At 63.8% G+C, this 15,797-nt stretch carries 19 protein-coding genes and 1 tRNA gene; 8 read left to right on the top strand and 12 right to left on the bottom strand.

The genetic code is table 11. From position 1 onward, the window contains the following. Positions 1–23 precede the first annotated feature (23 nt). A complete protein-coding gene (locus AC0L7I_RS04590; protein WP_473398366.1) occupies positions 24–332 on the bottom strand; it encodes a cell division protein ZapA in 309 nt (102 codons plus the stop codon). Further along, positions 333–626, bottom strand: coding sequence for a DUF4164 family protein (locus AC0L7I_RS04595; RefSeq protein WP_473398367.1), 294 nt, complete (start codon positions 624–626; stop codon positions 333–335). A gap of 100 nt (positions 627–726) precedes the next feature. On the opposite strand from AC0L7I_RS04595, the gene tkt reads away from it, so the two are divergent. Together tkt and AC0L7I_RS04605 are read left to right on the top strand one after the other, a co-directional pair. After that, entirely contained in the window at positions 727–2,697 is a 1,971-nt protein-coding gene (tkt, locus tag AC0L7I_RS04600; RefSeq protein WP_473398368.1) for a transketolase, read from the top strand. 45 nt (positions 2,698–2,742) lie between these two features. After that, a complete protein-coding gene (locus tag AC0L7I_RS04605) occupies positions 2,743–3,249 on the top strand; it encodes a hypothetical protein (protein WP_473398369.1) in 507 nt (168 codons plus the stop codon). A gap of 31 nt (positions 3,250–3,280) precedes the next feature. Here the strand turns inward: AC0L7I_RS04605 and AC0L7I_RS04610 are convergent, their stop codons facing one another. Further along, entirely contained in the window at positions 3,281–4,057 is a 777-nt protein-coding gene (locus AC0L7I_RS04610) for a hypothetical protein (RefSeq protein ID WP_473398370.1), read from the bottom strand. Further along, positions 4,054–5,289: an MFS transporter gene (locus AC0L7I_RS04615; RefSeq protein WP_473398371.1), complete on the bottom strand. Its 1,236-nt coding sequence runs from the start codon at positions 5,287–5,289 to the stop codon at positions 4,054–4,056. The genes AC0L7I_RS04610 and AC0L7I_RS04615 overlap by 4 nt, the downstream gene beginning before the upstream one ends. 244 nt (positions 5,290–5,533) lie before the next feature. On the opposite strand from AC0L7I_RS04615, the gene AC0L7I_RS04620 reads away from it, so the two are divergent. The 3 genes from AC0L7I_RS04620 to AC0L7I_RS04630 all read left to right on the top strand — a co-directional run bounded on the left by AC0L7I_RS04620 (position 5,534) and on the right by AC0L7I_RS04630 (position 7,523). Next, the gene (locus AC0L7I_RS04620; RefSeq protein WP_473398372.1) at positions 5,534–6,481 is read left to right on the top strand and encodes a calcium/sodium antiporter; all 948 of its coding nucleotides are present in this window, start codon (positions 5,534–5,536) and stop codon (positions 6,479–6,481) included. Between the two features lie 103 nt (positions 6,482–6,584). After that, positions 6,585–6,944 (top strand): hypothetical protein, encoded by a 360-nt coding sequence (locus AC0L7I_RS04625; RefSeq protein ID WP_473398373.1) that lies wholly within the window; start codon positions 6,585–6,587, stop codon positions 6,942–6,944. Positions 6,945–7,073: 129 nt separating this feature from the next. Next, complete coding sequence (locus AC0L7I_RS04630) at positions 7,074–7,523, top strand: ABA4-like family protein (protein WP_473398374.1); 450 nt, start codon at positions 7,074–7,076, stop codon at positions 7,521–7,523. Here the strand turns inward: AC0L7I_RS04630 and AC0L7I_RS04635 are convergent. The 5 genes from AC0L7I_RS04635 to AC0L7I_RS04655 all read right to left on the bottom strand — a co-directional run bounded on the left by AC0L7I_RS04635 (position 7,520) and on the right by AC0L7I_RS04655 (position 11,698). Further along, the gene (locus AC0L7I_RS04635) at positions 7,520–7,960 is read right to left on the bottom strand and encodes a hypothetical protein (protein ID WP_473398375.1); all 441 of its coding nucleotides are present in this window, start codon (positions 7,958–7,960) and stop codon (positions 7,520–7,522) included. The two genes, AC0L7I_RS04630 and AC0L7I_RS04635, sit on opposite strands and share 4 nt — an antisense overlap. Positions 7,961–7,968: 8 nt before the next feature. Then, positions 7,969–8,454, bottom strand: a complete 486-nt coding sequence (locus tag AC0L7I_RS04640; protein WP_473398376.1) for an MmcB family DNA repair protein — start codon at positions 8,452–8,454, stop codon at positions 7,969–7,971. Between the two features lie 72 nt (positions 8,455–8,526). Continuing rightward, complete coding sequence (locus AC0L7I_RS04645; protein ID WP_473399111.1) at positions 8,527–10,236, bottom strand: DUF2207 domain-containing protein; 1,710 nt, start codon at positions 10,234–10,236, stop codon at positions 8,527–8,529. Between the two features lie 9 nt (positions 10,237–10,245). After that, complete coding sequence (locus tag AC0L7I_RS04650) at positions 10,246–10,809, bottom strand: LemA family protein (protein ID WP_473398378.1); 564 nt, start codon at positions 10,807–10,809, stop codon at positions 10,246–10,248. Between the two features lie 70 nt (positions 10,810–10,879). Beyond that, positions 10,880–11,698, bottom strand: a complete 819-nt coding sequence (locus tag AC0L7I_RS04655; protein ID WP_473398379.1) for a thermonuclease family protein — start codon at positions 11,696–11,698, stop codon at positions 10,880–10,882. Positions 11,699–11,773: 75 nt separating this feature from the next. On the opposite strand from AC0L7I_RS04655, the gene AC0L7I_RS04660 reads away from it, so the two are divergent. Next, a tRNA-Arg gene (locus AC0L7I_RS04660) sits at positions 11,774–11,850 on the top strand. A gap of 48 nt (positions 11,851–11,898) precedes the next feature. On the opposite strand, the gene AC0L7I_RS04665 is transcribed toward AC0L7I_RS04660, so the two are convergent. The 3 genes from AC0L7I_RS04665 to AC0L7I_RS04675 are packed head-to-tail and all read right to left on the bottom strand — an operon-like array spanning position 11,899 to position 13,547. Continuing rightward, positions 11,899–12,522 (bottom strand): MotE family protein, encoded by a 624-nt coding sequence (locus AC0L7I_RS04665; protein WP_473398380.1) that lies wholly within the window; start codon positions 12,520–12,522, stop codon positions 11,899–11,901. Between the two features lie 4 nt (positions 12,523–12,526). Beyond that, positions 12,527–13,021 (bottom strand): hypothetical protein, encoded by a 495-nt coding sequence (locus tag AC0L7I_RS04670; RefSeq protein ID WP_473398381.1) that lies wholly within the window; start codon positions 13,019–13,021, stop codon positions 12,527–12,529. Between the two features lies 1 nt (position 13,022). Then, positions 13,023–13,547 (bottom strand): flagellar basal body-associated FliL family protein, encoded by a 525-nt coding sequence (locus AC0L7I_RS04675; protein ID WP_473398382.1) that lies wholly within the window; start codon positions 13,545–13,547, stop codon positions 13,023–13,025. A 176-nt stretch (positions 13,548–13,723) separates the two neighbouring features. On the opposite strand from AC0L7I_RS04675, the gene fliF reads away from it, so the two are divergent. Beyond that, a complete protein-coding gene (fliF, locus tag AC0L7I_RS04680) occupies positions 13,724–15,193 on the top strand; it encodes a flagellar basal-body MS-ring/collar protein FliF (RefSeq protein ID WP_473398383.1) in 1,470 nt (489 codons plus the stop codon). Next, positions 15,186–15,794 carry a hypothetical protein gene (locus AC0L7I_RS04685; protein WP_473398384.1) on the top strand — a complete coding sequence of 203 codons (609 nt, stop codon included), beginning with the start codon at positions 15,186–15,188 and terminating at the stop codon, positions 15,792–15,794. Before fliF ends, AC0L7I_RS04685 begins: the two co-directional genes overlap by 8 nt. Positions 15,795–15,797 lie beyond the last annotated feature (3 nt).

A 15,797-nucleotide genomic window follows, 5' to 3' on the forward strand; every position in this document is an offset into this window, starting at 1 on the left:
AAAGGGTCGCGGCGCGCCCGGCCTCAGTGCCCGCCCTCGATCCGCGCCGCCAGCGCCTCGATCCGTTCGGCGGCTTTCGACAGCATTTGAGCTACTTTTTTCTCTGTGTCGGCAATGCCGGGAACGGCGCGCCGCGAGGCGTCCAGCTCGTCCAGCAGGGCCAGCGCCGCAATCAGCAGCAGGCGTTCCTCGCCAATGTCGCCCACCGCCCCGGCAATCTGGTCCACCCGCGCGTTCAGCTGTTCCGACAGCTTCTGGATACGGGTCTCCTGCCCGGGCGCGCAGGCGACGGAATAGGCCCGGCCGCGCAGGGTAATGTCCGCTTTCGCCATCTATTCCGGCTCTTCCTGCACGTGTCCGCCATCCTTGCCGAGGGCTGCGCGGACCTCTTCGATGGCGGCGCCAAGGGCCTCGCTCGCTTCGTCGGCCAGGGCCTGCAATTCCTCCTCGCGGGCGAGTGAGCCGTCCAGCTCTTCGGCCATGCGGGCGCGGTCTTCGGCCAGTGCGGCCAGTTCCGCGCGCATCACCGCCGGGTCGCCTGTTCGCGACATCAGCGAGTCGAGCGCGCCCTCGAGGCGCGACAGGGCCGCATCAAGGCGGCGGGCAGATGGGTCGAGATCGGTCATATCATCAATGAACTAACGGTATTGCAGCCATCCGCCAAGCGGCTTGACGTTGTGGCAGGAGTCTGGCCTACGACGTTTGAAGGCTTTTGGAGATAGCAGAATGGCTGTGACGAACCGGGATATGGCGAACGCCATACGCGCCCTGTCGATGGATGCGGTAGAGGCGGCCAAGTCTGGCCATGTCGGATTGCCGCTTGGCATGGCCGATGCGGCCACGGTCCTGTTCCGCAAATTCCTGAAATACGATCCCACCGATCCGACCTGGGCCGACCGCGACCGCTTCGTCCTGTCCGCCGGGCACGGCTCGATGCTGGTCTATTCGCTGCTCCACCTTACCGGTTACAAATCGGTCAGCCGCGACGATATCCGCAATTTCCGCCAGATGGGCGCCTCCACGCCCGGCCACCCGGAGAATTTCCACACTGTCGGCGTTGAAACCACGACCGGCCCGCTCGGCCAGGGCATTGCCACCGCCGTCGGCATGGCCATCGCCGAACGCCACCTCAATGCCCGCTTCGGCGACGACCTTGTCGACCACAAGACCTATGTCATCGCTGGCGACGGCTGCCTCATGGAAGGCATCAGCCAGGAAGCGATCACGCTGGCCGGGCACCTGAAGCTCAACCGCCTGATCGTCCTGTTCGACGACAATGCCGTCACCATTGATGGCGGCATCGGCCTGACCGACAATACAGACCAGTGCGCCCGATTCGAGGCCTCCGGCTGGGTCACCCGCAAGGTCGACGGCCATGACGAGAAAGACGTCGCCGCCGCGCTGAAATGGGCCCAGACCCAGAAAAAGCCCGTCTTCCTCGCCGTGAAAACCATCATCGGCTTCGGCGCGCCCAAGCTCGCCGGCACCGGCAAGGCGCATGGCGGCCCCTATGGCCCCGACGAGATTGCCGGCATCCGCGAGAATATCGGCTGGCCGCATGCGCCGTTCGAAGTGCCTGCGGCCATTGAAGAGGCATGGGCGAAAGCCGGTGCCCGCGGCAAGCCGGAGCGCGACGCCTGGAAAAAGCGCCTCACCGCCTCCCCGAAAAAGGGCGAGTTCAATGCCGCCATCGCCGGCCGCCTGCCCAAGAATCTCGGCAAGGCGCTGGTCAAGCACAAGAAGGCCGTCGTCGAAGGCGGCGAGACCAAGGCCACCCGCCAGTGGAGCGGCGCCGCGCTGGAAGTCATTACCGGCCTCGTGCCCGAAATGATCGGCGGCTCGGCAGACCTTACCGGCTCGAACAATACCCAGACCTCGCACACCACGGCCCTCACCCCCGACACTTGGGGCGGCCGCTATATCCATTACGGCGTGCGCGAACATGCCATGGCCGCCGCGATGAACGGCATGGCCCTGCATGGCGGCATCATTCCCTATTCGGGCACCTTCCTTGTATTCGCCGATTACAGCCGCGCCGCGATCCGTCTCGGCGCCCTGATGGGCACGCGCGTCATCCATGTGATGACCCATGATTCCATCGGCCTCGGCGAAGACGGCCCCACGCACCAGCCGGTCGAACATGTCGCCAGCCTGCGCGCCATGCCCAACATGCACGTCTTCCGCCCGGCGGACGGCGTCGAGACGGCCGAGTGCTGGGAACTCGCCCTCGAGAATGACATAGGCCCCGCCACGATGGCGCTCACCCGCCAGGGCCTGAAGCCTGCCCGCACCACGCATGACGACGAAAACCTTTCCGCCAAGGGCGGCTACGTCCTGTCAGACTGCAAGGGCAAGGCCCAGGCCGTGATCATCGCCACCGGCTCGGAAGTCGAGATCGCCCTCGCCGCGCAGGACCAGCTGGCGAAAGATGGCGTGAAGGTCCGCGTCGTCTCAATGCCGTGCATGGAACTCTTCGAAGCGCAGGACGCGAAATACCAGCAGGCCACCCTCGGCGGCGACGTGCCCCGCGTGGCGGTCGAAGCCGGCGTCCGCTTCGGCTGGGACCGCTGGATCGGCCATGATGGCGGCTTTGTCGGCATGAATAGTTTCGGCGCAAGCGCCCCCTACAAGGAACTCTACAAGCATTTCGGCATCACCGCCGACGCGGTTGCCGAGGCCGTAAAAGCGCGGGTCTAGATTTCTGGTTGGAATGCTCTTCGATCATGGCCCGGAGGCAATGTCATGAAGATCATTCGCGTTACAGAGTTCGGGGACATTCCGGCGCCGCTGCGCAATATCCGCGCTAGCATTGATGGCAAGCAGGGCTTTTTCGACCTTGTGCCCGAGAAACTGCTTGAGCCCGGCTCGGTGCAAATTGACGAAACCAACCCGCGGCTTCGGAAAGTATTGACCGACGCTCGGCCGGTAGTTGAAGGGCTCTCAGCCCTGCGGATCGAATTTGACCACCTGCTTGGGGTCGCCGTTGACGCCGACGTGGACGTTGATCTTTTTGGCGGATTGCATGCCAACTGGTCGGATGCACCGCGATTTGAAGAGGGCAAACCGAGCTTCTTCCCCCTGCTGGAAATAATCGCATCACCCTGGAAAGAGCAGCTGCCGGAGTGGCGAGGGCGGGACCGGCCGGAAATCAGGCATATCCGGATGATCAGCGCTGAATGCAGCTATGATATTCTTGGCGAACCATCGAGGGCGCACTGGATAAAGAACGATCTCAATCCGGATGGGTAGACGCACCCCTTGCAAGGGCTAACGGTTGCTTTCACACCGGCTGCCGGAAGCGGTCCACGGCAATCGCCGCGCCGGGCCGTCGCTCCCCCGCCAGCAGGCGCTCGGTCAGCCGCTGGTAGTGCAGAATGAAACGGGCCACCCAGTCGCGTCGGGCATCGTCCAGCGTGCCGGGCGCAAGGCCCCGCGTCGTTTCTTCCTGTTCGATCCGCCAGTCCTGCACCGCCGCAAAGCCGGGCGCATCGAGATAGAGAAACGCATCCGCCATGTCCCAGAGGCGCGCATACGGCCCGGCCAGTTGTGCCTCCTGGTACGCTCGCCATGTGCCATCCGGATCTTCCGCCTCCACCGCGTTGAGCGGCGGCGCCTCTGCCGCTGCCGGGTCTGCGGTCACGCCGAGTAGCCAGCCCTCCAAGAAGATCACGCGCGGCGCGCCCTGCACCACGGTCCAGTCGTCCGGCGCGCGCCTGTCATCAGCGGCCTTGTCAAAGACCGGCACGCGAATGCGCTCATCCGGCCCGGCCGCCATCAGGCGCGTCAGCGTCTCCCTCAGCAAGGCAATGTCATGCGTGCCCGGCGGCCCGCGCGTTGCGAACAGGGGATGCACGTCGCGGGCAAGCGCCTCCCGTTCGGCGCGTGTCAGGTAAAAGTCGTCCAGCGCGAGCGCGACCGATCCGGAGATCGCCTCTGTCAGCGCCGCCATGGCGGTCGACTTGCCGACACCCTGCGGCCCGGCAATGAAGATGACCCGCGCGCCCGAATCGACCGCCTCAGTGGCAAGCGCCAGCAAGCGGCCCGCCAGCGGCGTCACGCCTTCGCGTCCTTCTTCGTCCCCCGCGCGCTCAGCGCGCACAGCGCCCACAGGCACACCGCCATGCCCAGCGCCAGCAGGGCGTTGCCGTGCCAGCCGGCCCGGTCATAGGCCGCTGTCCCGGCCCAGCTGGCCGCGCCGCCGCCAATGAACATCATCACGATATAGACGGTCATCAGGCGCGTGCGGATCTCCGGTGCCTTGTTCAGGAAGGTCATGCGGTTGCAGATATCGATCAGCGGCCCGCCAACATTCATGATCACGATGGGGATCATCAACAGCCACAGGCTGTGCCCGAAAAAGAACAGCAGTGCCACGCCGGCCAGCTGTGTGGTCGCCACGGTCAGGCGCGCGCGCTTCGGCCCCACCCGGTCGGCCCAGGCGCCAAGGCGTGGGGTTGTGAGCAGGTTGAACACCGAAAACAGCGCAAGATAGCCGACCACATCGACGCCGTATCCCATGGCCGGGCTGGTCAGGTGCAGGCCAAGACCCATCCAGACCGACAGGAAGATGCCGAAGCCCAGCGCCTGGATCGTGCCCGACAGCAGGATTTCAGGGTTCCGGCGCACGATCGGCCCGATCGACAGGAGCAGCCCGGCATAGCTCTGTCCCGGCGCGGCCACGGTGCGGGAATCGCGCTTCTCCATGATCAGGGGCAGGGCAATGCTCACGGCCAGCATCAGCGTGGCGGCGACGAAATACACGCTGCGCCAGCCGAGATACTGGCCCAGCACGCCCGCCCCCGCCCGCGCCAGCAATATGCCGCCGATAATCCCGGTCGTCAGGATCGCGGTTGCCCGGCCAAGGTCTCCGGGCGCCACGCGTTTCGACACATAGGTCGGCAACAAATAGGGCGCGATGGTGAAAAAGCCGAGCACGGTCGAGCCTGCCACGAACAGCCAATAGTCCCGCGCGAAGGCCATCAGGGCCACAGACAGGAACTGGCCGGCCACGAACACCGAGACCAGCCGCCGGTTGCTGACCCAGTCGCCCAGCGGCAGCAACAGCAATATGCCCAGCGCCAGCGCGATCTGGTTAAAGGCAGGCACCATGCCGATCATCGCATGGCTGATGCCGAAATCGTCAGCCACACGTGAGATAATCGGGTGGATGTAATAGGCGTTCGCCGTCACCACGGCCGTCGCCACCGACAGGACATAAAGGTCCCGGTTGGAAAGGTGTTTCGGCGGTGTTGGTTCAGGTATCGGGGCGGTTTCGGGAGGCGTGTCCATCCCTCACTCCAGCCCGATTGCCCGCCCGGCGCAAGCCATCACCACGAGGCAAGCCGCCGCAGGCTGAGGGCCGCCAATGCCATGCGGCACCATCCAATGCGGCAGGCTCCGGGGGACGGGCATGTATCCGGCAGCACGGTTTCAAGGCCGGCCTGCAAAAAAATACTCTCAGTGTGCGGAGTCCAAAATCACAATTCGAACAAGATCCGGAAGGACATGAAGGCCGTCCAGAACGGGGTCGACCATGGGTTTCGAGCTATTATTGATTGCCGCAGGCTTGTGCGGGCTGTTTTTCGGCGGCGAGCTTCTGCTGCGCGGTGCCGTAACGATTTCGCGCAACATCGGCATATCGGAACTGCTGATCGGCCTGACGATTGTCGGGTTCGGCACGTCGCTGCCCGAACTGCTCGTGTCCGTGAAAGCAGCCCTTGGCGGGCAGCCGGGAATCGCCATCGGTAATGTCGTCGGATCGAACATCGCCAATGTGATCCTGATCGTGGCACTGGCGGCGTTCGTGCGCCCGCCGGCAGGCTGGAGCCCGTCGGTCAAGCGGGATGCGCTCGTCATGATCGCGGCGTCTGTGGCGCTGTTTGCGCTGGCCGCCTTTGGCCTTGTATCCCGCCTGGCCGGTGGCGCCCTCGTCATTGCCCTGATCGCCTATCTCGTGTTCGCCTTTCTTCAGGAACGTGCCGCGCCGAGCGCCAGCACCGAGCAGGAGACAGGCCGCCCGGCAGGCAACATCGCACTCGCGGCCGCGAGCTTGCTCGGCGGTTTCGTGGTCCTGTTCCTCGGGGCCGGCTGGCTGGTCGACGGCGCCAGCGCCATCGCCCGGCAATCGGGCATATCAGAAGCCGTTATCGGCCTGACGATCGTTGCCGTGGGCACCAGCCTGCCCGAGCTCGCGACATCCGTCCTGGCAGCTTACCGCGGCAAGACCGATGTCGCGCTCGGAAACATCGTCGGCTCCAATATTTTCAACATTCTCGGCATTCTGGGGATTGCCAGCCTGATCACGCCAATACCGGTGGCCGACCAGTTCCTGCGCTTTGACATTCCGGTCATGCTGGCCATCGCCGTCCTGTTTGGTGTCGCCCTCGTGTTTGCCCGGAACATCGGCCGAATACCGGCAGCCGCAATGCTCCTAGCTTATGGCGCCTACGTGTTTGTCCAGTTCGCGCCGGGGCTGGTCTAGTCCCGGTTGCTTGTCCGGGCCTAGGTCGCCCGGAAACCATTGCCCCCACGCGCTTTCCCGAAAACTTGTCCCACCCCTCCGGTCCCGGAGTATAATGGGCGGCATGAACCCGCTTCACGCGCCCCTCTATGCCCATGTCATGGTCCTGTTCTGGCCGTGGCTGTGGTGGCAGTTGCGCGCCATCGAGCGCTGGCGCCAGGCGACGGGCCGGGGCCTGCTGATCGGTGCAGACCGATATGGCAATGTCCATGTCCGCTGGGTCGAGGATGCGCCCGGTGCGTCGCATGTTCGTGCGCGGGTCTCGGTTCGGCTGGCGCGCGCCCTCAGCGGCGATGAGGCAATAAATCCGTGTCCCCGGCGTAGGCCGGGGCCTCTCTCCCTTCGGTCCGGTCTTGCCGCACGAGGTCCCGGCATGCGCCGGGACTGCGGACGCGTTGAATGCCTCCCCCTGCCGTATACCTGACCCATCCCCCAGCCCTGAAAATCCGTCCCCCCCCGAAAGCGCCCGCCAGAGGCGCCGCACGTGCAGGCGCGAATGCCTTGCGCCCGCGTCGCGGCCGGGTCAGGATGGCTCAAAAGGGAGGGGACAGGCATGACATACGAAACCCTGTACACGCTCATCAATCTCAGCGTCATGCCGGCGTGGCTGTTGCTCGCTGTGCTGCCGCGCTCGAACATTACGAAGATGCTCGTGCATTCCGGCCTTTACCCGCTTGCGCTCGGCGTGTTTTATATCGTCACCCTGTCGATGACGCTTTTCTTCGGCATGGGCGCCGAGGGCGGCAGTTTCACCAGCGCCGCCGGCGTGTCCCAGCTCTTCTCCCATCCGCTCGGCATCCTCGTCGGCTGGTCGCATTATCTCGTGTTCGATCTTTTCGTCGGTGCCTGGCAAGCGCGCGATGCGGCACGTCGCAACGTGCCCCACCTCGCGCTCGTGGCCTGCCTCTTTTTCACGCTGATGTTCGGCCCGGTCGGCCTGCTACTCTACCTGATCGTCCGCAAGCTCGCCGGCAAGGGCGGCTGGAGCCTCGTCGAGGCCTAGGACTCTGCCTCGATGAACAGGTCCATCTGGCGCGGGTCGACCCAGCGCTTGCGCCGTGACGGCTTGGTCCGGCCCGAGCGGAAATAGAGGTCGTCGGTATGGTCGGCCTCTTTTGGTTTGGGCTCCGGTTCAGGCTTGGGCGCTTTTGCGGCCTTCTTCGCCTTCACTTCTTCCACCAGCCGCCAATAGGTCACGGCCACGACAGGGGCGCCCTTGTCGTCCTCGTAGCGCTGCAGGAAGCCGTGCGCGATGCCGCCCGCATTGGCCGCTATCTGGGCGTCGGCGTCGGCCTCGCTCAGGTTCAGCCATTCGGTATGCAGCGATTCCACCTTCATGCCGCCTGCGATCGCCTCGGCATCGGCGCGCGTGCGCGCGGCCCTGGCGCCGGGATCCAGCGCTTCGGTGACAGTACGGGCAAGGGGATAGGCGTGGCTCATCTGGGGCGTCAGGTATGCGAGACTTGTGCCGCCGTCCAGCCCGCATCCTGCCCGGCCTGCAGGCGGCCGGCGGCAAGACGGGCAAAGCGCAGCATCACGGCCTTGCGGCGTGCCCCCGCCAGCTTGTCGACCAGGGCCTCGCGTATCACCGCCCCGCCAAAGGCATCGGCCACGATCAGGCCCGCCGTCTCGGGGATCAGGTCCTGCGGGAAGTCCGCCATCACGGCGAAATAGAACCGGTCGCAGAAAGGCATGTAGTCAGGCCATTTCGAGTCCGCCCGGAAATCGGCCACCGACGACTTGATCTCCACCATGGCGATCTCGCCGGCCGGGCCGACGGCGGCAATGTCCGCCCGGCGATTGTTCGCCAGCGTCATTTCCGTCACGCCGAAATAGCCGAGTCCCGCCAGCAGCCGCAGCGTGCCGCGCGCAATCTCGCCCGCCCGCGTCTGCGGCAGGCTCGCATCAAGGTCGAATGAGTTGCCGTCACGCATGGCGAGCAGGCCTTCCGTTCTGGAATTGTTCTTTTGCGAAACTACGCCCGCAGGCCAAGGCGGGTCAAGCCGCTACCAGCCGCCGCCACCCCCGCCGCCGCCGCCGCCACCCGAGGAGCCGCCACCGCCGGACCCCGACGAGCTGGAGCTCTGGGGCATGGCGCTCGACACGCCAGAACTCATCGTGTTGACCATGCCGCTGGTCATCTCGCCGATATTGCGGAATCCGCCGGATGACATGTTTGTCCAGCCGGGATTGTAGGCGGCGGCCTCTTCCGGGATCAGCCGCTCGAAATGCTTCGTCCACGGTTTTTCCACGCCCAGCGCCACGGCATAGGGCAGGAAGGTTTCGTACCGTTCGGTCGTCATCGGCGGCGGCGCTTCACTGCCGACTTCCACGGCGTTCAGCTGCAGCTTCTCGGCCGTTTCCATGTAGAGCTTGAAGCCCTCGATCTCGGTGCGCACGGCCTGGCCTTTCCGGGTCGGTGCCGGCATCAGGTACATGAACCAGCCATTCAGCGCCGCCAGCGCCAGGATTGTGGCCGTATGCCACCAGGACCAGATCGTGGCCTGCGTGATCGCCAGGATAACGGCCCCGATCGTGAGCACCACCGCCATCACGGTATAGAGCGCGTTCCATTTGAAATAGGCACTGCCATAAGCCCGGGAGAGGGCGGCGCGAAACGCCATATAGGCCGCCGTGAACTTGGCATCGTATGTCTTGCCGAATGTCAGCGTCTGCGCGGTATCGTAGCGGAACAGCCCGGTTTCCAGTTTCAGGTCCTCGGGCGTCAGCCTGACGGGCTTTTCTGCGTCTGGCGTGCGGGTCAGCGTGGTTTCCTTCTTCTTCCCCGCCTCGATGGTCAGGTGCCCCTTGATGGCCAGGTTCATTAGCGTCGCGATCAGCGCCTTGTGACCCGACAGTGAGCGATAATAGATGTGGTGCACAGCGGCGGGCGAATATCCCGCCGGCGGCTCATAGCGCGGGAACACAGGTCCCTTCACCGGGTCGCGCCCGACCTTGTTGAAATTGCGCCACGAGAATCCGAACACGCCCAGCAGCGAGGCGAGCAGGATCGCCAGCGAGCCATTGCGCTGCCACCACCGGCGCGTCTGGTCGGCGCTCGACGGCGGGTCGATCAGGCCTTTCTCGACGCCCACCGCCACCGTCAGGCCTTCGCCTGATCGCAGCGTCCGGGTCGTGCTGAAGGCTAGCGTGCTGCCCGTCATGCTGTCGGTATAATCCGAGCCGCTTTCGCCGAGCCCGCCCGTATAGGCCTGGTAATCGGTGAACCGGGCACCCGCCGGGAAGGTCACGGTCGCGGTCGCCGCATCGATCGGGAAGTCCCAGTAATTGCCGGTCGCATTCCAGTAGACCTCGTCATGCGTCGGGAAATAACGCACCTGGTTTTTCACGCGATACCTGATCTCATAGATGTGCTGGCCGTTCTGCAGGAATACATCCGCATCGCCGATCCGCACTTCCAGCGCATTGTCCATCGTCGAGGTCGCATAGGGTTCGCGCGCTCCGTCGCGGGTAACGCTCAGGATCCTGTACGCATAAGGCAGCTTGGCCCCGTCATCGGAATAGTAGCGTGGAAGGAGACGAAGGATGCCCCGCCGGATCTGGTTGCCCTCGGACGTGACCGTCAGCGCTTCGTTCACGATGATATCGCCGTTCGTCTGGACATCGATGTCGACATCGAACCGGTTGATCCGCTCGTCGGCCAGGGCCCCCATCGCCAGGGTCAGGGCAAGGAAGAGGACGATCAGGGGACGCATCAGCACGGCCTATTCCCCCTTGAAGTCGACCGGGGGCAGGGCGCGGTCAGCCGTTTCGATTTCGAAGAAGGCGCTTGTCCGGAAGCCGAACAGGTCGGCCATCACGTTCGCCGGAAAGCTCTGCACCGCCGTGTTCAGTTCGCGCACCGCGCCATTGAAGAAGCGCCGCGCCATCTCGATCTTGCTTTCGGTGTCCGACAGTTCGTTCTGCAGGTCGAGGAAGTTCTGGTTCGCCTTGAGGTCCGGGTAGGCCTCGGCCACGGCCACGAGGCGCGCCACGGGCTGCGACAGCGCCGACTCGGCGGCCCCGCGCACCTGCGGGTCGTCGCCCGCCGCCAGTGCTGCGCCGCGCTTGGCGACGACATCCTCGAACAGGCTCTTTTCATGCGCCGCATAACCCTTCACCGTGTCGACAAGGCGCGGGATGAGGTCGGTCCGGCGTTTCAGCTGGACGTCGATATCGGCCCAGCCATTCTTGACCATCTGGTTCTTCGCAACGAGGCAGTTATAGATCAGTATGACTGCGGCGAGGATCAGGATTCCAAGGCCGATCAGGATATAAGTGCCCACCATTGCGTGTCTCCCGGCTGGATGCGTCTTCTCCTGTATCGGGCAAACCGCGGCGCTTGTGAATGCCTACCGCCTATTCGCGGTCCAGCGTCTCCAGGTTCAGGGCATGGGCAATTTCCAGCTTGCCGCCATAGACATAGCCACGCGCCCGCACAGGCGTGCCTGCCTGAACCTGGCAGAGCGCCGCCGCGCTCCGCTTGATTTCCAGCGTCAGCGCCGACCCGGCGAGGCCAAGTTCGCAAGACGCACCCTGCTCGTCCGTGCTGAGCCGCGCCGTGACCTCGCCTTCCACCAGCTGGAATTTCTCGAATGGTTCCGGCAGGTCGGTCGCCACTGGTATCCGGTAGGCCCTTGTCCCCCACAGGCCCCGTTCCGCCGCCCGCGCTTCGGCCTCCGGCGCCAGCAACAGGTCGTTCGCCCCCGCCGTATCCGGATACACGCGCACCCGCGCCCCGCCGCGCGCCACCATTTCCCGGTTCAGCCACAGGTCCGGTCCCAGCGCGTCGGTCGTCACCACATGCGCCAACGCCCGGTCGTACCGGTCGCGGGTCAGCCCGGCATAGAACAGCTGCACCTCGCGCCCCAGCGCCATGTCCTCCAGCATCCGCCGCGACTCCTTGAAATAGGGCGCGCCCGCGCGGTCCTTGTAGGGTCCCGCCGGCGCCTCGATGCCAACCAGGCGCACGCTCTGCCCGGTGTCCAGCACCAGCGCGTCGCCATCGATGACGCGCACCACGCGGCCATGCTCGCCAGGCTGGGTATCGGCCAGCGGGTCGGGCGCGCCGCAAGCAGCCAGCGCCGCGAGCGCCGTCAGCAGGCCCTGCCACCCCCATGCCACACTCGGACCCTCCAGCGCTGGCGCCCGCACCCTGCCGTCGCCCCGCCCTGTCATAGCACGCTGCGCCCGCCCGAAAACCACCGGAAAGGCTTCAATCCCGCCCCGTCATGCCGTATAGGCTCACCCCGTGGTCCCGTAGCTCAGCAGGATAGAGCAACAGATTCCTAATCTGTAGGTCGTGCGTTCGAATCGCGCCGGGATCACCAAAATTTCGAGGGATTAGGCAGCGTTGCGCTGCAGCGTGGCTCGCCGGTTCAGTTCGACTTTTCCGTCTGGCGGATGTCTTCGTTCATCTCGGCCAGTTTCAGGCTCACTTCATAGGCCTTGCGTGCTTCCATGCTGGCCATAATCAGGCCCGCCTGCTCACTGCGCATGAGTTGCAGGAAACTGCCGGCAAATTCGGGGTCCATCTGGTTGAAAATCGCGGCTGCCTGGTCCGGTTTCATCGAGCCGTACATCCGGGCGAGATGGACCACGTCTTCGTCCGAGGTGGTCTGCATTTCCTTCCAGCGCGCGGCGAGCGTCTTTTGCAGCGCGTCGAGGTCAGCCGCCCGGCGGTCCAGCTCCTGCTGGCGCGCCTGGAGCGACAATTCCTGGTTCGTCAGTTCGTCGAACTGGGCTTCCATGACCCTTTGTTCGGCCGCCAGCGCTGCAGCCGTTTCCTCCGTGAAACAGACCTGGTTGATCGGTTCGACTTTCACCGCCGCCGTCGATGCATCGGCGGCATCATCAACGCCTTCCGTTTCGGAATGTTCGCCGGGAAGCGTCTCGCTCGCGATCGCAAAGCTGCTGGGCAGGAACCGAACGGCCGCGCCGATCGCAAAAAGGAATCCGAGAGACAGGAGAACGTAGGATCCGCGCTTGTCGAGTGTTTTCATGACACTAACCCACCCGGTGCGGAACGGCTTTTTGCTTGGCCTGAACTGGCGTGGCGGCCTCCGGCATGTCGCCTGCCGCGTCGGTCAAATCCCGAAGCCGCTGCATCAGGGTCGTCATTTCCATGATCCGGGTCTTCGACTGGTCCAGGATGATCCGCATCATGATGCCCAGCTCTGTTTGCGTCGCCGTCACCTGATCGACCGCATTTTTCTGGGTGGCTTCCAGCGAGCCCTGCAGGGTTTCGAGCCGTTCGCAGGTCTGGTTGGCGTCCTGCAGCAGGCTCGACAGGCGAACGGCCATCTCCCCGACATGAGACCGCGTCTCCTGAGTCGAGTTCGACATGGCCGCGATGGATTTCGACATGGCCATGATGGTCGCGCCCAGGCCGTCCTTTGTGTTTTGCAGCGCCTTCAGGCGCCGATTGAGCACGAAGCAGTAAACGCAGGCTGCAAACGAAACCAGGACAATGGCAATATCTGTGGGTTCAAAATTCATCATCTCACCTCAACAGGAATTCGGTGATCAGGACACCATCGGACACGCTGCCGCCCAGAACGAGCTGTGAGCGACGGTCCAGCTGATCCCGCATGTGAGAATAGAACCCGGGATTCTCGAAATCGCTGATTTCAACAGCGCGAAGGTAATTTGTGAAAGCATCGATCAGCACGGGTTCCGCGTTGCTCACCGTCGACATGTCTTCGCTGTCCGTGATGATGGCGACTTTCATCTTGAGGTAACGCGTCGCAGGGGCGCTTCCGATCGTAATGAGGATATCCCGCAATTCGACGTAAGTCTGGTTCGGGTTGATGGCTGGTTCCGCATGCGTAGCTGATTCTTCCGTTTCGCACACGGCCACTTCGGCAGCCGGAGCGGGCGAGAGGAAATAGACCGTCGCGAACGAACTGGCGATCGCGCCAACAGCCAGCAGTGCGAGGCCGAGTATCCCGCCACCGGATTTCGCTTCGGCAGCTGCCGAATCAGGTGCCGCGTCATCCGCAGCTTTTCCGCCCTTGTCCTTCGCCATGTGAACCCGATTCAGACTTAAAACCCCACCGCCCTGTTAAACAAATGTTGGGGTAAAGGAACCGTTAACAATTACCCGCATAATTTTAACCATTGCAGTAATGCTGCCGTAAACGGAATTGCCGGGTCATGAGTTTCATCGCTACTTTGAGAGCGCTGCCATTGCAGCGACAACTAATGTTGGCGTTTGCCACACTGGGCGTCGTGCTCGCCATGACCTTCCTGGTGCGGGGCGCCATGCAGCAGCCGATGACCTTGCTGTACTCGGGTCTCGAGCCGGCCAGCACCGGCGAAATCATTGATGAACTCGAGAAACGCGGAACCCAGTACGAAATCCGGGGCGATGCCATTTTCGTGGCCCAGAACGATCGCGATTCCGTCCGGTTCTCGCTGGCAAAATCAGGCCTGCCGCAGCAATCGGTCCAGGGATACGAGCTGCTCGACCAGGTGAATGGGTTTTCGGTGACATCCGAGATGTACAACGCCGCATACTGGCGGGCCAAAGAGGGTGAGCTTTCCCGCACGATCCTGGCCATTCCGGGCGTCCAGTCTGTCCGCGTTCACATCGGCGCGAGCCTTCGCTCGGGGTTTGCGCGCTCTGAACCCAAGCAGACGGCTTCTGTCACGTTTGCCGCGTCCCGGGACCTCTCCGGCGGACAGGCGCAGGCGATCCAGTATCTCGTCGCGCTGGCGGTTTCGGGTTTGAGCCCGGATGAAGTCGCCGTGATCGACTCGCGGAAGGGCATTCTCGCAGGCCCCGGCATCAATTCTGCCGAACAGCCGGGCGTTAAGGCGGAAACGCAGGAAGGCGCGCTCGAACAGAAAATCCTGCGCCTGCTGGAGGCGCGCGTCGGGCCCAACAATGCACGCGTTTCGGTATCGGTCGATGTCAGCCACCAGCGCCAGACAACGTCCGCCATCATGTTCGATCCGGATTCGCGGGTAGTTCGTAATCGCTCCAGTGGCGATGTCAGTGAATCCAGCGGCGGCTCTGCGACTGGCATTACAGCAGCCAGCAACCTGCCGCAGGAGGGCGGGCAAGCAGGCGGTTCCTCCAACAGTACGGCCCGGAATTCGTCTGAAAACGTGTCGTACGAAATTAACGAAACGCGGACGCAGACCGAGATACTGCCCGGTGCGGTTGAGCGGATTTCGATCGCCGTTCTCCTCAATGACCAGGTTCTGGGCGTCGACCCGGCCGCCGCCGATGCGGCGACAGCGACGGAACAGATCATTGAGGACTTCAAGAAGCTGATCATTTCAGGCGCCGGTCTTGATACGAGCCGGGGAGATGACCTGACGGTGGAGATCATGCCGTTCCAGCTGCCCGAAGTGACCGAAATGGTGGAAGCGCCCGGCCTGGTCGAGCAGCTGATGGAGCGCTATCTCTGGTCAGGTGTGAAGATCCTCGTCCTTGGCCTTGTCGTCATCGTCCTGGCGTTCGGCGTGATCCGTCCCCTGCTCAGCCAGAATGGCAATGCGCAGTCCGGCGCTGCGGGCGATGATTTCTTCGCCTCTGGTGGAGGCGCCGGAGGGCCCGATCCGTTCGTCTCGCTCAAGGATTATACGATGGGACGCCAGGATGACGCCGCTGCCATCCTTCAGGAATGGCTGAACGAGGACCGGAAGGCCGCGGTCAATGAGTGAGGCGTTCTTCTCCAACCTGCCCCGTTTCGATAGCGCTGCACCGCCGCCGGCATCCAATTCTCGCCGATTGCTGTTGGGCCAGATGCCTGTTGAAGAAGTCGTCTTGGAGCCGGCTCAAGATGTTCTGGCCTTTGCTCCGCAAGCCGAACCTGAGTCCGGTGAGGACGCATCGGGACGCGTTCCGGAATTCGCCGAGATCGAGATCATGCTGACGGCTCTGTCTGACACGATCGAACGGCTGGAGCGGGACTCCCGCGAACAGGTCGTCAGCGTGACGCAGTCGATTGCGTCCAGGTTGTTTCCCGAACTGTCCAGACAGTTCCTCGCCGAAGAGATCGGGCGCCACTTGCCGGGCATGGTTCCGGCAATGGCTCCGGCCGTCGAAATCCGCGCGCAGCCTGCGCTGCTGGAGAAACTTCGGGAAGTCGTCGAGAAAAACGCTTCCCTGTCCGAACGCTGCGCCGTTGTCCCGGCTGAAACGCCCGACGATGATCAGGTCCTCGTTTCATGGGAAACAGGGGGCCTCGCATTCGATTTTGACGGCTTGCTGAAGGCATGCCTCGACCAGTTGGAACCATCCCCAGCCACGATTGAAGAGTAGACG

The sequence above is a fragment of the Hyphomonas sp. J20-32 genome (assembly GCF_055808555.1).

Coding starts and splice junctions, on each gene's coding strand:
- AC0L7I_RS04590 (WP_473398366.1), bottom strand. CDS start 332: ATGGCGAAAGCGGACATTACCCTGCGCGGCCGGGCCTATTCCGTCGCC.
- AC0L7I_RS04595 (WP_473398367.1), bottom strand. CDS start 626: ATGACCGATCTCGACCCATCTGCCCGCCGCCTTGATGCGGCCCTGTCG.
- tkt (WP_473398368.1), top strand. CDS start 727: ATGGCTGTGACGAACCGGGATATGGCGAACGCCATACGCGCCCTGTCG.
- AC0L7I_RS04605 (WP_473398369.1), top strand. CDS start 2,743: ATGAAGATCATTCGCGTTACAGAGTTCGGGGACATTCCGGCGCCGCTG.
- AC0L7I_RS04615 (WP_473398371.1), bottom strand. CDS start 5,289: ATGGACACGCCTCCCGAAACCGCCCCGATACCTGAACCAACACCGCCG.
- AC0L7I_RS04620 (WP_473398372.1), top strand. CDS start 5,534: ATGGGTTTCGAGCTATTATTGATTGCCGCAGGCTTGTGCGGGCTGTTT.
- AC0L7I_RS04625 (WP_473398373.1), top strand. CDS start 6,585: ATGAACCCGCTTCACGCGCCCCTCTATGCCCATGTCATGGTCCTGTTC.
- AC0L7I_RS04630 (WP_473398374.1), top strand. CDS start 7,074: ATGACATACGAAACCCTGTACACGCTCATCAATCTCAGCGTCATGCCG.
- AC0L7I_RS04635 (WP_473398375.1), bottom strand. CDS start 7,960: ATGAGCCACGCCTATCCCCTTGCCCGTACTGTCACCGAAGCGCTGGAT.
- AC0L7I_RS04640 (WP_473398376.1), bottom strand. CDS start 8,454: ATGCGTGACGGCAACTCATTCGACCTTGATGCGAGCCTGCCGCAGACG.
- AC0L7I_RS04645 (WP_473399111.1), bottom strand. CDS start 10,236: ATGCGTCCCCTGATCGTCCTCTTCCTTGCCCTGACCCTGGCGATGGGG.
- AC0L7I_RS04650 (WP_473398378.1), bottom strand. CDS start 10,809: ATGGTGGGCACTTATATCCTGATCGGCCTTGGAATCCTGATCCTCGCC.
- AC0L7I_RS04655 (WP_473398379.1), bottom strand. CDS start 11,698: ATGACAGGGCGGGGCGACGGCAGGGTGCGGGCGCCAGCGCTGGAGGGT.
- AC0L7I_RS04665 (WP_473398380.1), bottom strand. CDS start 12,522: ATGAAAACACTCGACAAGCGCGGATCCTACGTTCTCCTGTCTCTCGGA.
- AC0L7I_RS04670 (WP_473398381.1), bottom strand. CDS start 13,021: ATGATGAATTTTGAACCCACAGATATTGCCATTGTCCTGGTTTCGTTT.
- AC0L7I_RS04675 (WP_473398382.1), bottom strand. CDS start 13,547: ATGGCGAAGGACAAGGGCGGAAAAGCTGCGGATGACGCGGCACCTGAT.
- fliF (WP_473398383.1), top strand. CDS start 13,724: ATGTTGGCGTTTGCCACACTGGGCGTCGTGCTCGCCATGACCTTCCTG.
- AC0L7I_RS04685 (WP_473398384.1), top strand. CDS start 15,186: ATGAGTGAGGCGTTCTTCTCCAACCTGCCCCGTTTCGATAGCGCTGCA.